The sequence below is a fragment of the Paracoccus sp. KR1-242 genome (assembly GCF_049446195.1).
GTDB classification, from domain to species: domain Bacteria; phylum Pseudomonadota; class Alphaproteobacteria; order Rhodobacterales; family Rhodobacteraceae; genus Paracoccus; species Paracoccus broussonetiae.
This window is the reverse complement of record NZ_JBMSED010000008.1, coordinates 191,931-208,410: the sequence shown is the minus strand read 5'-3', so window position 1 is coordinate 208,410 and position 16,480 is coordinate 191,931. Positions and strand designations below refer to the sequence as shown.

The 16,480-nt window shown below is 65.5% G+C and carries 16 protein-coding genes; 12 read left to right on the top strand and 4 right to left on the bottom strand.

Going from position 1 to position 16,480, the window contains the following annotated elements:
* Nucleotides 1-20: 20 nt before the first annotated feature.
* Nucleotides 21-767: a metallophosphoesterase gene (locus ACO2Q4_RS13610; RefSeq protein ID WP_395131158.1), complete on the top strand. Its 747-nt coding sequence runs from the start codon at nucleotides 21-23 to the stop codon at nucleotides 765-767.
* Between the two features lie 258 nt (nucleotides 768-1,025).
* On the top strand, nucleotides 1,026-1,358 hold the full coding sequence (hspQ, locus tag ACO2Q4_RS13605; RefSeq protein ID WP_311757513.1) for a heat shock protein HspQ: 333 nt from the start codon (nucleotides 1,026-1,028) through the stop codon (nucleotides 1,356-1,358).
* A 13-nt stretch (nucleotides 1,359-1,371) separates the two neighbouring features.
* On the opposite strand, the gene ACO2Q4_RS13600 is transcribed toward hspQ, so the two are convergent.
* Together ACO2Q4_RS13600 and ACO2Q4_RS13595 are read right to left on the bottom strand one after the other, a co-directional pair.
* Entirely contained in the window at nucleotides 1,372-1,917 is a 546-nt protein-coding gene (locus tag ACO2Q4_RS13600; protein WP_423319877.1) for an ATP-binding protein, read from the bottom strand.
* Nucleotides 1,914-2,306, bottom strand: coding sequence for an STAS domain-containing protein (locus ACO2Q4_RS13595; protein ID WP_423319876.1), 393 nt, complete (start codon nucleotides 2,304-2,306; stop codon nucleotides 1,914-1,916). The genes ACO2Q4_RS13600 and ACO2Q4_RS13595 overlap by 4 nt, the downstream gene beginning before the upstream one ends.
* A gap of 256 nt (nucleotides 2,307-2,562) precedes the next feature.
* Between ACO2Q4_RS13595 and ACO2Q4_RS13590 the strand changes: the two genes are divergently transcribed.
* The 4 genes from ACO2Q4_RS13590 to ACO2Q4_RS13575 all read left to right on the top strand — a co-directional run bounded on the left by ACO2Q4_RS13590 (nucleotide 2,563) and on the right by ACO2Q4_RS13575 (nucleotide 6,557).
* Nucleotides 2,563-3,969 (top strand): circularly permuted type 2 ATP-grasp protein, encoded by a 1,407-nt coding sequence (locus ACO2Q4_RS13590; RefSeq protein WP_311757808.1) that lies wholly within the window; start codon nucleotides 2,563-2,565, stop codon nucleotides 3,967-3,969.
* 13 nt (nucleotides 3,970-3,982) lie between these two features.
* Entirely contained in the window at nucleotides 3,983-4,942 is a 960-nt protein-coding gene (locus ACO2Q4_RS13585; RefSeq protein ID WP_311757511.1) for an alpha-E domain-containing protein, read from the top strand.
* A 10-nt stretch (nucleotides 4,943-4,952) separates the two neighbouring features.
* Nucleotides 4,953-5,759 (top strand): transglutaminase family protein, encoded by an 807-nt coding sequence (locus ACO2Q4_RS13580; RefSeq protein WP_423319874.1) that lies wholly within the window; start codon nucleotides 4,953-4,955, stop codon nucleotides 5,757-5,759.
* Between the two features lie 72 nt (nucleotides 5,760-5,831).
* On the top strand, nucleotides 5,832-6,557 hold the full coding sequence (locus ACO2Q4_RS13575) for a peptidase (protein WP_311757807.1): 726 nt from the start codon (nucleotides 5,832-5,834) through the stop codon (nucleotides 6,555-6,557).
* A gap of 6 nt (nucleotides 6,558-6,563) precedes the next feature.
* On the opposite strand, the gene mutS is transcribed toward ACO2Q4_RS13575, so the two are convergent.
* On the bottom strand, nucleotides 6,564-9,206 hold the full coding sequence (mutS, locus tag ACO2Q4_RS13570; RefSeq protein ID WP_423319872.1) for a DNA mismatch repair protein MutS: 2,643 nt from the start codon (nucleotides 9,204-9,206) through the stop codon (nucleotides 6,564-6,566).
* A gap of 146 nt (nucleotides 9,207-9,352) precedes the next feature.
* Between mutS and ACO2Q4_RS13565 the strand changes: the two genes are divergently transcribed.
* The 5 genes from ACO2Q4_RS13565 (at nucleotide 9,353) to ACO2Q4_RS13545 (ending at nucleotide 14,145) form a co-directional block, all read left to right on the top strand.
* Complete coding sequence (locus ACO2Q4_RS13565; RefSeq protein WP_311757508.1) at nucleotides 9,353-10,192, top strand: 2-keto-4-pentenoate hydratase; 840 nt, start codon at nucleotides 9,353-9,355, stop codon at nucleotides 10,190-10,192.
* Between the two features lie 171 nt (nucleotides 10,193-10,363).
* Nucleotides 10,364-11,434: an ABC transporter substrate-binding protein gene (locus ACO2Q4_RS13560; protein WP_390907799.1), complete on the top strand. Its 1,071-nt coding sequence runs from the start codon at nucleotides 10,364-10,366 to the stop codon at nucleotides 11,432-11,434.
* Between the two features lie 49 nt (nucleotides 11,435-11,483).
* Complete coding sequence (locus tag ACO2Q4_RS13555) at nucleotides 11,484-12,329, top strand: ABC transporter permease (protein WP_423319870.1); 846 nt, start codon at nucleotides 11,484-11,486, stop codon at nucleotides 12,327-12,329.
* Entirely contained in the window at nucleotides 12,326-13,108 is a 783-nt protein-coding gene (locus ACO2Q4_RS13550) for an ABC transporter permease (RefSeq protein WP_311757505.1), read from the top strand. The genes ACO2Q4_RS13555 and ACO2Q4_RS13550 overlap by 4 nt, the downstream gene beginning before the upstream one ends.
* Nucleotides 13,105-14,145, top strand: coding sequence for an ABC transporter ATP-binding protein (locus tag ACO2Q4_RS13545; protein WP_311757504.1), 1,041 nt, complete (start codon nucleotides 13,105-13,107; stop codon nucleotides 14,143-14,145). Before ACO2Q4_RS13550 ends, ACO2Q4_RS13545 begins: the two co-directional genes overlap by 4 nt.
* A gap of 15 nt (nucleotides 14,146-14,160) precedes the next feature.
* Here the strand turns inward: ACO2Q4_RS13545 and ACO2Q4_RS13540 are convergent, their stop codons facing one another.
* A complete protein-coding gene (locus ACO2Q4_RS13540; RefSeq protein WP_423319867.1) occupies nucleotides 14,161-14,928 on the bottom strand; it encodes a WecB/TagA/CpsF family glycosyltransferase in 768 nt (255 codons plus the stop codon).
* Nucleotides 14,929-15,034: 106 nt separating this feature from the next.
* On the opposite strand from ACO2Q4_RS13540, the gene ACO2Q4_RS13535 reads away from it, so the two are divergent.
* On the top strand, nucleotides 15,035-16,456 hold the full coding sequence (locus ACO2Q4_RS13535) for a hypothetical protein (protein WP_395131144.1): 1,422 nt from the start codon (nucleotides 15,035-15,037) through the stop codon (nucleotides 16,454-16,456).
* Nucleotides 16,457-16,480 lie beyond the last annotated feature (24 nt).

The following is a 16,480-nucleotide window of genomic DNA, read 5'->3' as shown; positions in this document are numbered from 1 at the left end:
TCATCATTTTCGGAGGCTCCATGCGCAGCTATGTCATCGGCGACATCCACGGCCAGCTTGGCCTGCTGAAGGCCGCGCATGACCGGATCGCGCATGATGATGCGGTGCATGGCGGCGGAGGGCAGGTCATCCATGTCGGTGACCTGATCGACCGGGGACCGGATTCGCGCGGCGTCGTCGACTATCTGATGCGGGGCCAGCAGGACGGGCAGCCCTGGACGATCCTCAAGGGCAATCACGACCGTTTCCTGCCGCGTTTCGTTGCCGATCCGGAATGGATCGATCCGGGGCTGGCCTCGGGGCGGCACTGGCTGGATCACGACAATCTTGGCGCGGCGGCGACGCTGGCCTCGTATGGGATCGCGCGGGACGGGCGCAGCCATGCCGAAATCTTGGCCGATGTCCTGCGCGAGGTTCCGGCAGAGCATCTGCGCTGGCTGGACGCCCTGCCACTGTGGCAGGTGTTGCCAGGCGCGCTGATCGTCCATGCCGGGATCCGGCCCGGTGTACCGCTGGAACAGCAGAGCGAGCATGACCTTGTCTGGATCCGCAACGGGTTCCTGGACGACACCACCGATCACGGCACCCTTGTCGTGCATGGCCATACCGTCGTCGAGCAGGTCACCCATTACGGGAACCGCCTGGCGATCGACACCGGCGCAGCCTATGGCGGCCCGCTGAGCGTGGTTGTGCTTGATGGCGGACAGCCTGAGCTGCTGATCGACTCGGGTCGCGTGCCGGTCCATCGCGAAACCCTGTTGGCCTGATCGCGGCCAGAGCCGCGCCGGACGCGGGGAACCAGGTTTGTGACAGTTTGGCCGCGGAGGGTTTCCACGATCGGGGCAGGTCTCTGCCGGGGCGTTGCGCGCCAAATCATTGAAACTGCTTGCGGGCCGGAAAAAGAGCAAAGCGTTTGCCATTCCCGCGCAAAGCGGGGCGGCCTTCTCTTCCACGGGCGCGGGGCGGGCTTAGGTGGACACAGGCGGTCCATCGCGCTATGAGCGCGGCGAAACGGGAATATGACGATGCGGATTCCGGCCAAGACGGCGAAATACAGCTTGGGGCAGATCGTGCGCCACCGGGAACATCCGTTCCGCGGTGTGGTGTTCGATGTCGACCCCGAATTCGCCAATACCGAGGAATGGTATGAATCCATCCCCGAGGATTCCCGCCCGTCGCGCAACCAGCCCTTCTATCATCTGTATGCCGAAACCGAGGCGACCTATTACGTCGCTTATGTCTCGGAACAGAACCTGATGCCTGACGTGTCGGGCGAACCGCTGGAGCATCCCGAGGTCGACGAGATGTTCGGGGAGTTCGAGGATGGCCGCTATCCTCTGCAATTCGGCCTGAACTGAGGCCGGTACCGCGTCACTGCACGGGCCGATCGGCTGCGGGTTCCGCATCCGGCGTCAGGGCGTCCGGCAAGGGCACGATGAAGGCCAGGAAGTTGCGCTCGCCCTCGCGGGAATAGCGCAGCGAGGCCGTCAGCTCGTGAACGAGAAACCAGCCGAAACCGCCCTCGGGCAAGGTGCTGCCGATACCGGCGGGCAGGCACCGCGGTCCAAGACAGTCCGGGGGCAGCGGCACGCCGTCGTCGCTGACCGCGCAGGCGATGCCGCCGCCGTGGCCTACGATGCAAAGCTGCACCAGCGGAGAGCGTGGGCGCGCGCCGCGCGATCCGATCTTTTGCAGCGCGCCATGCTGACAGATGTTGTTCAGGATCTCGGCCAAGGCCAGTTCCAGACGGCCGATGACCTCGTCCCCGACGCTGCCATCGAACCTTTCACGCAGGAGAAGCAGCGCCTTTCGCACCGTCGCCGGATCGGCGCGGAAGCTGCGATGCAAAACGGGGGCGTGTCCGGCGGGGCCATGGCGGGTCGGAAAAAGACAGGGCCGCGGGCAGGACATCATCATGCAGGATCGGTGCCGCAGGACGGAACCGCGGAGGAGACCGCTGGCGCGGCGGGAATGATCGTCATCACCTTGTCCATCCGGGTCAGGCGGAATACGCGTTCGACATTCGGCGACAGTCCCGACAGCACCAGACTGCGCCCCGACGGCATCGCCTTGAAGATGGCGATGACCGCCCCAAGACCTGAGCTGTCCATGAACTCGACCGGCGTCAGGTCCAGCGTGACCTGCGTGCCGCCATGTGTGGCAAGCGTGCGCACCTTGTCCTTGAACGCCGTCGCAATCGCGGCATCCAGGCGCTTTTCATCGACACGGATCGTCAACCCGTCATCCCGCGGCATCAGGCTTAGCTGCATCTTGGTCCCCTTGGCGCTTTCGTCCTGCAAGGTCATAGGGGGAAATACTTAGCGCAGGCTTAGCGGCGGGGTCGCAGCGGGACGCGCGCCCCGGCTTTCCGCGCGGCATTTTCCATAAATGCCACCGATCCGACGCGATCCGGGGTTGCGGAGGAATTGCCGCTTTTTTGGTCATCCATGCTGTCCAGCGCGCCAGCCGGGAACTCGACAGGGGCAATTCCTGTTGCCCAGATGGACACCGACCGCCCGATTGCGAAGATCGTGGGCAGTGGTGAGGGAAGCCGGGGTGGGCATGTATTACAACGAGATGATGGAAAGCGGGCAGGTGCGCGCCCCCTATGCCATGCTGTCGGACTGGGTCGACTCGATGCCCGCCGAGATCCGCCAGATGAAGCAGGCCGAGGCCGAGGCCCTGTTCCGCCGGATCGGCATCACCTTCGCCGTCTATGGCGAGGGCGGCGATCCCGACCGGCTGATCCCGTTCGACATGATGCCGCGCGTCTTCATGCAAAGCGAATGGCGCCGGTTGGAACGCGGGATCAAGCAGCGGGCGCGGGCGCTGAACGCCTTTCTGCGCGACGTCTATTCCCGTGCCGAGATCGTGCGCGCGGGCCGGATTCCGGCACAACTGGTGTTCCAGAACGCGGCCTATGAGAAATCCGTGGTCGGCTTCGTGCCGCCGCGCGGCGTCTTTTCCCATATCGTGGGTATCGACATCGTGCGCACCGGGCGCGACGAATTCTTCGTGCTCGAGGACAATTGCCGCACGCCTTCGGGGGTCAGCTACATGCTGGAAAACCGCGAGATCATGATGCGCATGTTCCCGGCGCTGTTCCGCAACAACCGGATCGAACCGGTGGACCGCTATCCCGAACTGCTGCGCCGGACGCTTGCCTCGGTCGCGCCGGCGAAATGCGAAGGGACGCCGACGGTCGTGATCCTGACACCGGGCCATTTCAACAGCGCCTATTACGAGCACAGCTTCCTTGCGAACCTGATGGGGGTCGAGCTGGTCGAAGGCAGCGACCTGTTCGTCGATGGCGGCTTTGTCTACATGCGCACGACGCAGGGGCCGAAACGGGTCGATGTCATCTATCGCCGCATCGACGATCCGTTTCTGGATCCCCTGTGCTTTCGCAAGGATTCGATGCTGGGTGTGCCGGGGCTGATGGATGTCTATCGCTCGGGCGGGGTGGCGATTGCCTCGGCACCGGGGGCGGGCGTCGCCGATGACAAGGCAGTCTATACCTTCGTCCCCGAAATGATCCGCTTCTATCTGGGCGAGGAGCCGCTTTTGCAGAACGTCCAGACCTGGACGCTGTGGAAGGATGACGATTACCGCTATGTCATGGAGAACCTCAAGGATCTGGTGGTCAAGGAGGTGCATGGTTCGGGCGGGTACGGGATGCTGATCGGCCCGAAGGCGACTGCCGCCGAGATCGAGGCCTTTGCCGCCCTGATCCGCGCCAATCCCGGCAATTACATCGCCCAGCCGACGCTGGCCTTGTCCACAAGCCCGACTTTTGTCGATCAGGGCATCGCACCCCGGCATGTCGATCTGAGGCCGTTCTGCCTGTGCGGGGACCGGGTCGAGCTGGTGCCGGGCGGGCTGACGCGCGTGGCATTGCGCGAAGGCTCGCTTGTCGTGAACTCGTCGCAGGGCGGCGGGGTCAAGGACACCTGGGTTCTGACGGAATAAGGAAAGGTCGCACATGCTCAGCCGCACCGCCGCCAACCTGTTCTGGATGGGCCGCCACCTGGAACGCGCCGAAACCGCCGCCCGCCTGCTGGACGTGGGGGCGCGCATCACCTTGTTGCCGAATACCGAGGAAGGCTATCGCAACGAATGGGAGTCGCTGCTGCGCGCCTCGGGCGCAAGGCTGACCTTTGCCGAACGCTATGGCAGCGCCATCAATCAGGAGAACGTCGAATCCTGGCTGTTCTTCGACAGCGAGAATCCCGCCTCGGTCGCCTCGTGCATCGAACGGGCGCGGGAAGGTGGCCGGATCGTGCGCACCGCGTTGACGAACCAGGTCTGGGACGCGCTGAACACCGCCTTTCAGGAGTTGCGCCAGTTGAAGGGGCGCCCGCGGGGCGAGTTGGATACCGCCATGCTGACCGATTTCACCACCCGTCACGGGGCGACGGTCAGGGGCGCGATCAATGCCAGCCAGTTGCGCAATGACGGCTGGCATTTCATCAATCTGGGCTATTCGCTGGAACGCGCCGACGCGACCTCTCGCCTGCTCGACGTGAAATATTACGTGTTGCTGCCGCGGGTCGAGTTCATCGGCTCGGGTTTGGACAATTACCAGTGGCAGGTGATCCTGCGCGCGCTGTCGGCCCATCGCGCCTTTCACTGGGCCTATGGCGGAGAGATCACGGCAAACAAGGTTGCGGATTTCCTGATCCTCAACGGCGAAAGCCCACGGTCGCTGCTGACCTCGCTTTACGAGGCGGTCTGGAACCTGGATGGCCTGACCCGCCGCTATGGCGAAGGCGTGCCGGCCACCGCCTCGGCCCGCGCGCGGGTGACGCTGGACGCGCTGATGTCCCGCGATATCGACGCCATCTTCGACGAGGGGCTGCACGAATTCCTGACATGGTTCATCGCCGAGATCGGCAGCATCTCGGATGCCGTCCATGACGATTACCTGAGCGGCCGCATGTAAGGGGGACCGCATGAAACTGAAGATCATCCACGAGACCAGCTACAGCTATGACACGCCGGTCGAGGCTTTGGTCCAAAGCCTGCGCCTGACGCCTTCGGTCCATGAAGGGCAGCGCGTCGGCGAATGGCGCATCGGCGTGACCAACGGCCAGCGGGGTGCGGGCTTCCGCGACGGCGCGGGCGACTGGATCGAGGCCTGGACCGTGCGCGGCCCGATCGAATCGGTCACGGTTTCGATCGACGGGCTGGTCGAGACGCGGGACACGGCGGGCGTTCTGCGCGGCCATCGCGAGACGGTCAGCCCCCTTGTCTATCTGCGCGAAACGCCGGGGACGCGCCCCGACGAGGCGCTGCGCGGCCTTGCCGCCTCGGTCAGCGGTGAGGACAGGCTTGACCTGGCCCACCGACTTGCCGCCGCTGTCCATGGTGCAATGGCATTTACCCCCGGTGCGACCGTCGCCTCGACCACCGCCAGTGAGGCGCTGGGCCGTGGGCAGGGGGTGTGTCAGGATTTCTCGCATATCCTGATCGCTTGCGCGCGTGTGGCGGGGCTGCCCGCGCGATATGTTTCTGGCTATCTGCACTCGACCGTCGACGGGACGCCCCATGATGCCGCCCATGCCTGGGCCGAGCTTCACGTCGGTGCGCTGGGCTGGGTCGGCTTCGACGCCGCGAATGCCTGCTGTCCGGATGACCGCTATGTGCGGCTTGGTTCGGGCTATGACGCGCAGGACGCCGCGCCGGTGCGCGGCATGGCCTTCGGGATTGCCATCGAAAGCCTGGATGTCCGCGTCCATGTCGAGGAGGTTCAGCAATAGTCCGCGGGCCTGTTGCCTTGAAGACGGCGGGATCGTAACGCATCCTTCACGAAGGTGACGAGAGAGGGCGACATGACCTATTGCGTCGGTCTGATACTGGATGCGGGGCTGGTGCTGCTGTCGGATTCGCGGACCAATGCCGGGCTGGACAACATCTCGACCTATCGCAAGATGTTCTTCTTCGAGGAACCGGGCGAGCGGGTCATCGCCATCCTGACCGCAGGCAGCCTGTCCGTCACGCAGACGACGCTGGGCCGGCTGCAGGAGGCGATCGAGGATCCGGATGCGGATGAGACGACTTCGATCATGAAGGCCGCTTCGATGCTGCAGGTCGCGACGATCATCGGCGACACCTTGAACCGCACCCGCTGCGAGATCGCCGAACAGACCCGCGAACTGTCCCAGCAGGCCAGCGCCAGCATGATCGTCGCGGGCCAGCGTCGCGGGGGCGAGATGCGCCTTTTCCTGATCTATCCGCAGGGCAACTTCATCATGGCGACCGAGGACACGCCTTTCCTGCAGATTGGCGAGCATAAGTACGGCAAGCCCATCCTTGACCGCGTGGTGACGCCTGCGACCAGCCTGGCCGATGCGCAAAAGGCGGTGCTGCTGTCGATGGATTCCACCCTGCGTTCGAACCTGTCGGTCGGCATGCCGCTGGACCTTGCGGTGATCGAAAAGGACGCGCTGCGCGTCAGCCATCGCCGCCGCATCCTTGAAGGCGATCCGGGTTTCATGGCGATGTCCGCAGCATGGTCGGCGGCACTTCGCGAAAGCTTCGGCAAGGTCGAGATCTGACGCCGCTCAGCCCGCCTGGTCCACCATCATCCCGCGCAGTTCATAGACCAGATCCAGCGCCTCGCGCGCGGTGATCGCGTCGGGGTTCACGTCCCTGAGCCGCGCCTCGACCTCGGATGCCTGTGCCTTTGCGGGCCGGGGCGGAGGCGGTGGGGCGGCGCGAAACAGCGGCAGGTCGTCCAGCAGGGCGGTGGGCTTGCCCGCGCCTTCGCGTTCGCCGCTTTCCAGCTGGTGCAGGATTTCCTTTGCCCGCTCCACGACCGAGGGTGGCAGCCCGGCCAGCCGCGCGACCTGCACACCATAGCTGCGATCGGCCGCGCCCTTGCGGACCTCGTGCAGGAAGATCACCTCGCCTTCCCATTCGCGAACCGCGACGGTGGCATTCTCGACCCCCGGCAGGCGGGCGGAAAGCGAGGTCATCTCGTGGTAATGCGTTGCGAAAAGCGCGCGGCAGCGGTTGCTGGCATGCAGATGCTCCATCACCGCCCAGGCGATGCTGAGACCGTCCCAGGTCGCGGTGCCGCGCCCGATCTCGTCCAGGATGACGAGCGCATGATCGTCCGCCTGGTTCAGGATCGCCGCCGTCTCGACCATCTCGACCATGAAGGTCGATCGCCCGCGCGCCAGGTCGTCGGCCGCGCCGACGCGGCTGAAAAGCTGGCTGACCATGCCGATATGGGCCTTGCGGGCAGGCACAAAGGCTCCTGCCTGCGCAAGGATCGCGATCAGCGCATTCTGCCGCAGGAAGGTCGATTTGCCGGCCATGTTGGGGCCGGTCAGCAGCCAGATCGCCGGAGTTTCGCCCGCGGTCAGGGCGCAGTCATTGGCGACGAAGGCTTCGCCCTTGCGCTTCAGGGCGCGTTCGACGACCGGATGGCGGCCGCCCTCGATCAGAAAGGCCCGGCTGGCATCGACATGGGGCCGCACCCAGCCTTCACCGCTGGCAAGATCGGCAAAGCCCCCGGTCAGGTCGATTTCCGCCAGGGCGCGTGCGGCCTGTCCGATCCGGCCCGCCGCCTCCAGCACGGCGCGACACAGCCGGGCAAAGATCTCGCGCTCGATCTCCAGCGCGCGGTCGCGGGCGTTCAGGATCCGGGTTTCCAGTTCGGACAGTTCGACCGTGGTGAAGCGGATCTGGTTGGCGGTGGTCTGGCGGTGGATGAAGCGCGCGTTCAGCGGCGGGGCCAGCATCCGCTCGGCATGGGTCGAGGTCGTCTCGATGAAATAGCCCAGCACGTTGTTGTGCTTGATCTTCAGGCTGGTGACGCCGGTTTCGGCAATATAGTCCGCCTGCATCCGCGCGATGACGCCGCGCCCTTCGTCGCGCAGCCGGCGCGTCTCGTCCAGATCGGCGTCGTAACCGGCGGCGACGAAGCCCCCGTCGCGTGCCAGAAGCGGCGGCTCGGCAATCAGGGCATCGTCCAGCAGGTCGACGATCTCGTCATGGCCGGTCAGGTCGCGCGCGGCCTCGGCCAGAACGGCGGGTGCGTCCTCGGCCAGCATGTTGGCGATGGCGGCGCCCTGCGTCAGCCCGCTGCGGATTGCGGCAAGATCGCGCGGACCGCCGCGCTCCAGCGCCAGTCGCGACAGGGCGCGGTCCATGTCCGGGCTGCGCGACAGGGCCTCGCGCAGGTCGGCAGTCAGGCGGGGATCGCTGCCCAGATGGGCGACAGCGGACTGGCGGGTATGGATCAGCTCCAACTCGCGCGACGGCGCGCTGATGCGACGTTCCAGAAGGCGGGCGCCGCCCGCGGTCATCGTCCGGTCGATCGCTGCCAGAAGCGAGCCTTCGCGCCCACCCGACAGGGCCTGCGTCAGTTCCAGATTGCGGCGGGTCGCCGCGTCGATCTGCATCGCCCCGCCCGACGCTTCGCGCACGGGCGGGCGCAGCAGCGGCATCCGGCCCTTCTGGGTCAGCTCAAGATAGTCGACGATCGCGCCCATCGCGGCCAGTTCGGCGCGGCCGAAATTGCCAAAGCCCTCAAGCGTTTCCACGTGGAACAGCGCGCAAAGCCTGCGGGTCGCGGCACCACTGTCGAAGCTGCCGGGCGGCAGCTCGGTCAGGGCGGAACCTGCTTCGGCCGCGATCTCGTCCAGACCCGAGCGTTCGACCGCCAGCAATTCGCGCGGGGCATGGCGGGCCAGTTCGGGCGCCAGGCGGGGGGCGGGGCAGGGCATGACCCGGAATTCGCCGGTCGAGATATCGACCCAGGCCAGCGCGCAATCGTCCCGGACATTGGCGAAGCTTGCCAGGAAATTGTGCCGCCGCGCCTCCAGCAGAGATTCCTCGGTCAGGGTGCCGGGGGTGACAAGGCGCACGACGTCGCGGGCGACGACCGACTTCGCGCCGCGTTTCCTGGCCTCGGCGGGATCCTCCATCTGCTCGGCGATGGCGACGCGGAAACCCTTGCGGATCAGGGTCAGAAGATAGCTTTCGGCGGCATGGACCGGCACGCCGCACATCGGGATCGGCTCGCCCAGATGCGTTCCGCGCTTGGTCAGCGCGATATCCAGCGCGGCCGAGGCGGCAAGCGCGTCCTGAAAGAACATCTCGTAGAAATCGCCCATGCGATAGAACAGCAGCGACCCCGGATTGGCCTCGCGGATCGCGAGATACTGGGCCATCATCGGGGTCGGTTGGTCGATCATCTGCTGCCCTGTCCTGCTGGGGTAAGTCCTTCTATGGGATGGCGGGCGGGATGCAAACCTTGTCGCCTGAAAAGATGCGGATTCTGCGGTGACACAGCGATTTCCTTGGTGCATCGTGGCGGCAAAACCGGTGGTTCGAGGGCCGCATGAAAGCAGTGATCTGGGCCGCGGCACTTGGCTGCGGCCTGTCGGCGGCAGAAGCCGCATGTCCGGACGCGTCGCTGATGCAGAATGCTGCACGCGGCTGGATCGCCGGTCAGCGCCTGCCGGACCCGCTGGTCATGAACATGGACGACGCGCGCTGCGCCTATGCCTCGTTCCGTGCCGTACTGGAATCCGAACTTGGCCCGCCTGTCGGGGTGAAAGTGGGCTTCACCTCGCCCGAGGTGCAGCGGCGCTTTGCCATCGACCAGCCGGTCGCCGGACTGTTCTTTGCGCCGATGCTGCAAGCCGACGGGTCGACCCTCAGCCTGACGGGCAGTCGCAACCCGTATTACGAGGCCGACCTGGTGGTCGTGGTCAAGGACAGCGCGATCATGCGGGCCCAGACGCGCGAGGAAGTCGCGGCCTCGCTGTCCGAGGTGCGCCCCTTCATCGAATTTCCCGACATCGCCCTGGCGCGGAACTCGGTTCCGACCGGGCCGCTGATGGCGGCCTATGGCGTGACGCCCTGGCGCGGCGTGATGGGCAAGGGCATCCCGCTTGCCGAATTTGCCGACCCGGCTGCCGCGCTGGCGGGCATGACCGTCGCGCTGAAGCTGAACGGCACCACATTGGCCGTGTCGCGGGGCGATCACCTGATGGGACATCCGCTGGATGTGGTGCTGTGGCTGATCCGCGAGGGCGGGTATGAGATGAAGCCCGGCTCGATCATTTCGCTGGGATCCTTTGCCAGTTTCAGCCCTCTCGCTCCGGGGCAAAGGGTCGAGGTCGAATACAACCTGCTCGGGCGCGGGATGAAGGTCTCGGCCACGATTGTTCCTTGAGCGCCTGGATTTTTAGGCAAGCAGATCGAATTAGCTTTGCGTTGCAGTGGCTTGTGTCGCATCACTGTCATTGGGCGTCGCTAGGTGGCACGGGGTGCCGCCGATTGCGGCTCGTTTGCGAACGGAGTTTGCGACATGAACTGTAAATCGACCGCGACCGGGCTTGTCGCGATGATCGCATTGACCTCGACCGGGGTTGCCTCGGCCCAGGATCTGGCGGCACTGGAACAGGCGGCAAAGGCCGAAGGCATGCTGACCACCATCGCGCTGCCGCATGACTGGTGCGGCTATGGCGCCGTGATCGAGGGGTTCAAGGCGAAATACCCCGGCATCCAGGTGAACGAACTGAACCCCGACGCGGGTTCGGCCGACGAGCTTGAGGCGATCCGCGCCAACAAGGACAACAAGGGCCCGCAGGCGCCCGACGTGATCGATGTGGGCCTGTCCTTCGGTCCGCAGGCCAAGACCGAAGGGCTGATCCAGCCCTACAAGGTCGCCACCTGGGACAGCATCCCGGACGATGCGAAGGATGCCGAGGGTTACTGGTACGGAGACTATTACGGCGTCATGGCCTTTGGCGTGAACTCCGACCTGGTCGATACCGTCCCGACAAGCTGGAAAGACCTGACCAAGCCCGAATACGCGAATGCCTTCGCGCTGGCCGGCGATCCGCGCGCCTCGGCGCAGGCGATCATCTCGGTCATGGCGGCGGGCATCGCCAATGGCGGCGAACCTGGCGAGGCGTCGGGCCAGAAGGGCATGGAGCTGATGGCCCAGGTCAACAAGGCCGGGAACTTCGTCCCGGTCATCGGCAAGTCGGCGACCATCGCGCAGGGCGCGACCCCGATCGTCACCGCCTGGGATTACAACCTGCTCAGCTGGCGCGACGGCCTGAACGGCAACCCCCCGGTCGAAGTCGTGATCCCCGAGGATGGGGTGGTCGCGGGCGTCTATGTGCAGGCGATCTCGGCCTTTGCGCCGCATCCGAACGCGGCGAAGCTGTGGATGGAATACCTGTATTCGGATGAGGGTCAGCTTGGTTGGCTCAAGGGCTATTGCCACCCGATCCGCTTCAACGACCTGGTGAAGAACGGCAAGGTTCCGCAGGAAATGCTGGACGCGCTGCCCCCGGCGGCGGCTTATGAAAAGGCGATTTTCCCCTCGCTGGAACAGCAAGAGGCCAACAAGAAGGTCGTGACCGAGGGCTGGGACAGCGTCGTGGGCGCCGCAGTCAAGGAATGATGCGAATGGCCCCGCCCGTCCAGGGCGGGGCCTGCCGGAAGGGACGGGGATGAGAACAGGCTGGAACTGGCTGGGCGTCGTGCCCTTCTTCGCTTTCGCGGCGCTGTTTCTGGTGCTGCCGACGATGAATATCGTCATCGGCGCATTCCAGAACCCGCAGGGCGAATTCACGCTGGCCAATCTGGCCGGCCTGTCCTCGCCCCGGATCGTCGACAGCTTCACGATCTCGATCCAGATCTCGCTGGCTTCGGCGGCGCTGGGTTGCCTGATCGGATTTGCGATGGCGGCTGCGGTGGTGATGGGCAGGCTGCCGGGCTGGATCAAGGCGCCGCTGATGACCTTTTCGGGCGTCGCCTCGAACTTTGCGGGCGTGCCGCTGGCCTTTGCCTTCATCTCGACGCTGGGCCGGGTGGGTCTGGTCACCATGCTGCTGCGGCAATGGTTCGGCATCAACATCTATGCGATGGGCTTCAACCTGCTGTCGTTCTGGGGCCTGACGCTGACCTATCTGTTCTTCCAGATTCCTCTGATGATCCTGATCATCACCCCCGCGCTTGAAGGGTTGAAGCGCGAATGGCGCGAGGCGGCCGAGGTGCTGGGCGCCTCGACGGGGCAATATTGGCGCATGGTCGCGCTGCCGATCCTGTTCCCGTCGCTTCTGGGCACCTTCGCGCTGCTGTTCGCCAACAGCTTCGGGGCGGTGGCCACGGCCTATGCGCTGACAGGATCGTCGCTGTCGATCGTGCCGATCATGCTGTTCGCGCAGATCAGGGGCGACGTGCTGCAGGATCCGCATCTGGGTTATGCGATGGCCTTTGGCATGATCGTGGTCACGGGGCTTGCGAACCTGGCCTATGTCATCATGCGCAGCCGCGCCGAAAGGTGGATGCGATGAAGCGGGTCTGGTCCTGGGGCGCGATCATCCTTGGCAGCATCTATTTCCTGCTGCCGCTGATTGGGACGCTGGAATTCTCGCTGCGGATGCGGCGGGGGGAATACACGCTGGACGCCTATCGCTCGGTCCTGGCGGATCCGAAATTCCGGGAAACCTTCGGCTATTCGGTCGGCATGGCGCTGGCAACGATCGTGCTGGGGGTGTTGCTGGTGGTGCCCACGGCCTATTGGGTGCGGCTGCGCCTGCCGCGACTGCGCCCGGTGATCGAGTTCGTGACCCTGCTGCCACTGGTGATCCCAGCCATCGTGGTCGTCTTCGGCTATGTCCGGCTTTACAACACCTCGTCGATCCTGCCGCTGACCGGCTCGGCCCAGGGCACCAACCTGCTGCTGCTGTGCGGCTATGCCACGCTGGCGCTGCCCTATATGTACCGCGCGGTCGATACCGGGCTTTCGACCCTGGACGTGCGCAGCCTGACCGAGGCGGCGCAGTCCCTGGGCGCGGGCTGGGCGCGGATCATCGGCAGCCTGATCCTGCCCAATGTGCTGGGCGCGGTGATGTCGGGGGCTTTCCTGTCATTTGCGATCGTCATCGGTGAATTCACGATGGCGGCACTGCTGAACCGCCCGGCCTTTGGACCCTATATGCAGCTTCTGGGCGCGAACCGCGCCTATGAACCCGCCGCGCTGGCCGTCATCGCCTTTGCCGCCACCTGGGGCTGCATGGGTCTCATGCAACTGATCTCCCGCCTGGCGGGCGTGCGAAAGACCGCGAAATGAGCTTTCTGACCCTCGACCACCTGCAGAAATCCTTTGGCGCGACCAGGGTCGTGCAGGATTTCAACCTGTCTGTCGAGAAGGGAGAGTTCGTGTCCTTCCTTGGCCCCTCGGGCTGCGGCAAGACCACGGTCCTGCGCATGGTCGCGGGCTTCGAGGACCCGACCGAGGGGCGGATCAGGATTGATGGGCAGGACGTGACCCGGCTGCGCCCCAACCAGCGCCAGATTGGAATGGTGTTTCAGGCCTATGCGCTGTTCCCGAACCTGACGGTCGCCGACAATGTGGGTTTCGGCCTGAAAGTCGCGGGCGTGCCGCGATCCGAACGCGCCAGCCGCGTGGCCGAGATGCTGGACCTGATCGGGCTGCCCGATCTGGGCGGGCGTTATCCCTGGCAGCTTTCAGGCGGGCAGCAGCAACGCGTGGCGCTGGCCCGCGCGCTCGCCCCGCGCCCGCGTGTCCTTTTGCTGGACGAACCGCTTTCGGCGCTGGACGCAAAGATCCGCGTCAGCCTGCGCAACCAGATCCGCGAAATCCAGCAGCGGCTGGGCATCACCACCATCTTCGTGACCCATGACCAGGAAGAGGCGCTGTCGATTTCGGACCGGATCGTGGTCATGCACAAGGGCATCGCCGACCAGACCGGCACCCCGCGCGAGATCTATGACCACCCGGCCACCGATTTCGTCGCAGGCTTTGTCGGCACGCTGAACCGCTTTGATGCCGAGGTTCTGGATCCCACCACCGGCCGTCTGCGCGTCGCAGGGACCGAGGTTGCGCTGAACCGGCCGCTGCCCGCCGCGGGCATCACCCTTGCTGCCCGCCCTGAGGGGTTGGCGCTGGGCGATGCCGGCATCGCGGCGGTGGTGACGGGGGTCGAATTCCTGGGCTCGGTCCAGCGGCTCCGGGCGCGGGTGGGTCAGCGCGATATCGTTCTGGACCGCTTCAACGCGCCCGCAACCGCGCTGCCGCAGGCGGGCGATACGGTCCATATCTCGCCTCAGGGCTCGAACTGGCTGGTTCTCAGCCCCGGCGCGTAACGGGGCCGGGGGCGCTCAGCCCTGGGGGCGTGCGCCGCGCTGCCTGATCGCGGCAAGCGCATGGCCGGGCAGAATCGCGAAGCCCTTGGCATAGCGCAGCGCCAGGCGGCGCGGGTTCGACAGCATCCGCCACAGCCATTCCATCTTGGCATGACGCACCAGCGCGGGGGCGCGGCGCTGCTGCCCCGACAGGAAATCCAGCCCCGCCCCGATCGAGGCGAAGCCCACATTTCCCAGCGCATCGCGGGCGCGGATCGCGAAAAGCTCTTGCCGGGGCGCGCCAAGCGCAAGGAAGCACAGCCGCGCGCCCGATGCGCGCAGGCTGTCGATGATGCCCAGGGCTTCGGCCCCGTCGGGGTCGAAGGGAAAACCCGGCGCATGGGTCAGCGCCACCCGCAGCCCCGGAACGCGGGCCTGCATCGCGCGGGCGGCCAGCGCCAGCGACTCGTTGTTGCTGCCTACCAGAGCGATCGGCAGGTCCAGCGCCGCCGCCTCGGCCGCAAGGGGCAGCACTAGATCCGAGCCGGGGGTCAGCCTGACCGGATGGCCGGCCAGCCGCGACAGCCAGACGATGGGGTTGCCATCGGCGCAGACAAGGTCATGGGCGGCATAGGCGCTGCGGAAGTGCCCATCCTCGGACAGGCGCTGAAGATGGTCGACATTGATCGTTGCCAGCGCGAATCCATAACCCTCGGCCAGGCGTTCGCGCACCTTGGCCAGCAGCGTCGGTGAATCTGGACAATTGATCCGAACGGCATTGCCGTCGGGGTAGCTGAACTGCATGATAAGACCCATCCGGCCCCGGTCCTGGGCAGGATGGGTCGGGGTCGGAGCGAATGCAACGACATTCGGATCCCCGACGGACGGGTCCAACCGGCAGGGGGAGAGGTTGCCGCCAGTCGCCTTGATGATGCTGCTGCTTTGGCCGGTGGTGGCCGGAGTGTTGTTTTCGCGGATGGACCGGCAAAGGGCCGTGGTCTGGACGCTGCTTGCAGGGTATCTGCTGCTGCCGACCGGAGTCGCGATCGACTTGCCGGCTGTGCCGGGCATCACCAAGCACATGATCCCGGCGATGTGCGCCGCGCTGTTCCTGTTCCTGCAGCGTGACAAGTTCAAGGACGCGCCGATGCCGCCCCATTGGGGCAAGTTCGTCACCTTCCTGCTGATCCTGAACTTCACCAGCCCGATGCTGACCACCGTGACCAATTCCGACCCTCTGCCCGGCGGGGTCCAGTATCGTCCCGCGCTGTCGATCAGCCAGGGCATTTCGGAAACCATGCTGGTCTATATCCAGCTTCTGCCGTTCTTTCTGGGCTATCGCGTGCTTTGGGACCGGCAGGGGGCCGAGATCCTGGTCCGCGCGCTGGTGCTGGGCATCCTGGCCTATAGCGTCCTGATGCTGTTCGAGGTTCGGTTCAGCCCGCAGCTGAACATCATGCTTTACGGCTATTTCCAGCACGATTTCGGGCAGACGATCCGCTATGGCGGGTTCCGCCCCATCGTCTTTCTGGAACATCCGCTTTGGGTGGCGGTGCTGACCATGTGCGCCTTTGTCTCGGCGATCGTGGTGGCGCGGAACGACCGGACGCGTCGGAACCTGCTGATTGCCTGCTATCTGGCCTTCATCCTGCTGATCTGCCGGTCGGCGGGGGCACTGCTGCAGGCGATGATGGCCGCGCCGCTGGTCGCGCTGGGACGGCCGCGCACGATGGTCGTCGCCGCAGCGGTCGTGGCCAGCCTTGCCTTTGCCTATCCGGTGCTGCGCACCTCGTCCCTGGTGCCGCTGAACGGCATCGTCGACGCCGCCATGTCGCTTTCGCCCGAGCGAGGGCGTTCGCTGGAGTTCCGCCTGTCCAACGAAGAGAAGCTGGTCGAACGCGCGTTGGAACGACCGCTGTTCGGCTGGGGGGGCTGGGGACGTTCCCTGTTCCTTGATCCGTTCAACGGCAGGTTGACGGCAATTCCCGATGGGCTTTGGGTGATCTGGATGGGGGCCAAAGGGGTCTATGGCTATCTTGCGCAGTTCCTGATGCTGATCCTGCCGATCTGGACCATGCTGCGCGCCGTGCCCCGGCGGATCGGGGCGGGAGCGCAGGCGGAATACCGGCTTCTGGGCTGTCTTGCGCTGATCCTGGCCATGAATTGCCTTGATCTGATCCCCAATGCGACGTTGACGCCGGTGACATGGCTGATGGCCGGCACACTGATGGGGAATGCCCGGCGCCTGCTGGCCGGTGTCCACGAACCGGCCGATGGACCGGTCGCAAGTCAGATTCTACCGAAAAAGGCAGGCCTCCAAACGGTTTTATAGGTTGGTGGCGGGGTCAGGATTCGC

Bases quoted from the DNA above. Each gene is read 5' to 3' on its own strand.
- ACO2Q4_RS13580 (WP_423319874.1), top strand. From the start codon at position 4,953: ATGAAACTGAAGATCATCCACGAGACCAGCTACAGCTATGACACGCCG.
- ACO2Q4_RS13585 (WP_311757511.1), top strand. From the start codon at position 3,983: ATGCTCAGCCGCACCGCCGCCAACCTGTTCTGGATGGGCCGCCACCTG.
- ACO2Q4_RS13565 (WP_311757508.1), top strand. From the start codon at position 9,353: ATGAAAGCAGTGATCTGGGCCGCGGCACTTGGCTGCGGCCTGTCGGCG.
- ACO2Q4_RS13610 (WP_395131158.1), top strand. From the start codon at position 21: ATGCGCAGCTATGTCATCGGCGACATCCACGGCCAGCTTGGCCTGCTG.
- mutS (WP_423319872.1), bottom strand. From the start codon at position 9,206: ATGATCGACCAACCGACCCCGATGATGGCCCAGTATCTCGCGATCCGC.
- ACO2Q4_RS13550 (WP_311757505.1), top strand. From the start codon at position 12,326: ATGAAGCGGGTCTGGTCCTGGGGCGCGATCATCCTTGGCAGCATCTAT.
- ACO2Q4_RS13595 (WP_423319876.1), bottom strand. From the start codon at position 2,306: ATGACCTTGCAGGACGAAAGCGCCAAGGGGACCAAGATGCAGCTAAGC.
- ACO2Q4_RS13600 (WP_423319877.1), bottom strand. From the start codon at position 1,917: ATGATGATGTCCTGCCCGCGGCCCTGTCTTTTTCCGACCCGCCATGGC.
- ACO2Q4_RS13560 (WP_390907799.1), top strand. From the start codon at position 10,364: ATGATCGCATTGACCTCGACCGGGGTTGCCTCGGCCCAGGATCTGGCG.
- ACO2Q4_RS13590 (WP_311757808.1), top strand. From the start codon at position 2,563: ATGTATTACAACGAGATGATGGAAAGCGGGCAGGTGCGCGCCCCCTAT.
- ACO2Q4_RS13545 (WP_311757504.1), top strand. From the start codon at position 13,105: ATGAGCTTTCTGACCCTCGACCACCTGCAGAAATCCTTTGGCGCGACC.
- ACO2Q4_RS13575 (WP_311757807.1), top strand. From the start codon at position 5,832: ATGACCTATTGCGTCGGTCTGATACTGGATGCGGGGCTGGTGCTGCTG.
- ACO2Q4_RS13540 (WP_423319867.1), bottom strand. From the start codon at position 14,928: ATGCAGTTCAGCTACCCCGACGGCAATGCCGTTCGGATCAATTGTCCA.
- hspQ (WP_311757513.1), top strand. From the start codon at position 1,026: ATGCGGATTCCGGCCAAGACGGCGAAATACAGCTTGGGGCAGATCGTG.
- ACO2Q4_RS13555 (WP_423319870.1), top strand. From the start codon at position 11,484: ATGAGAACAGGCTGGAACTGGCTGGGCGTCGTGCCCTTCTTCGCTTTC.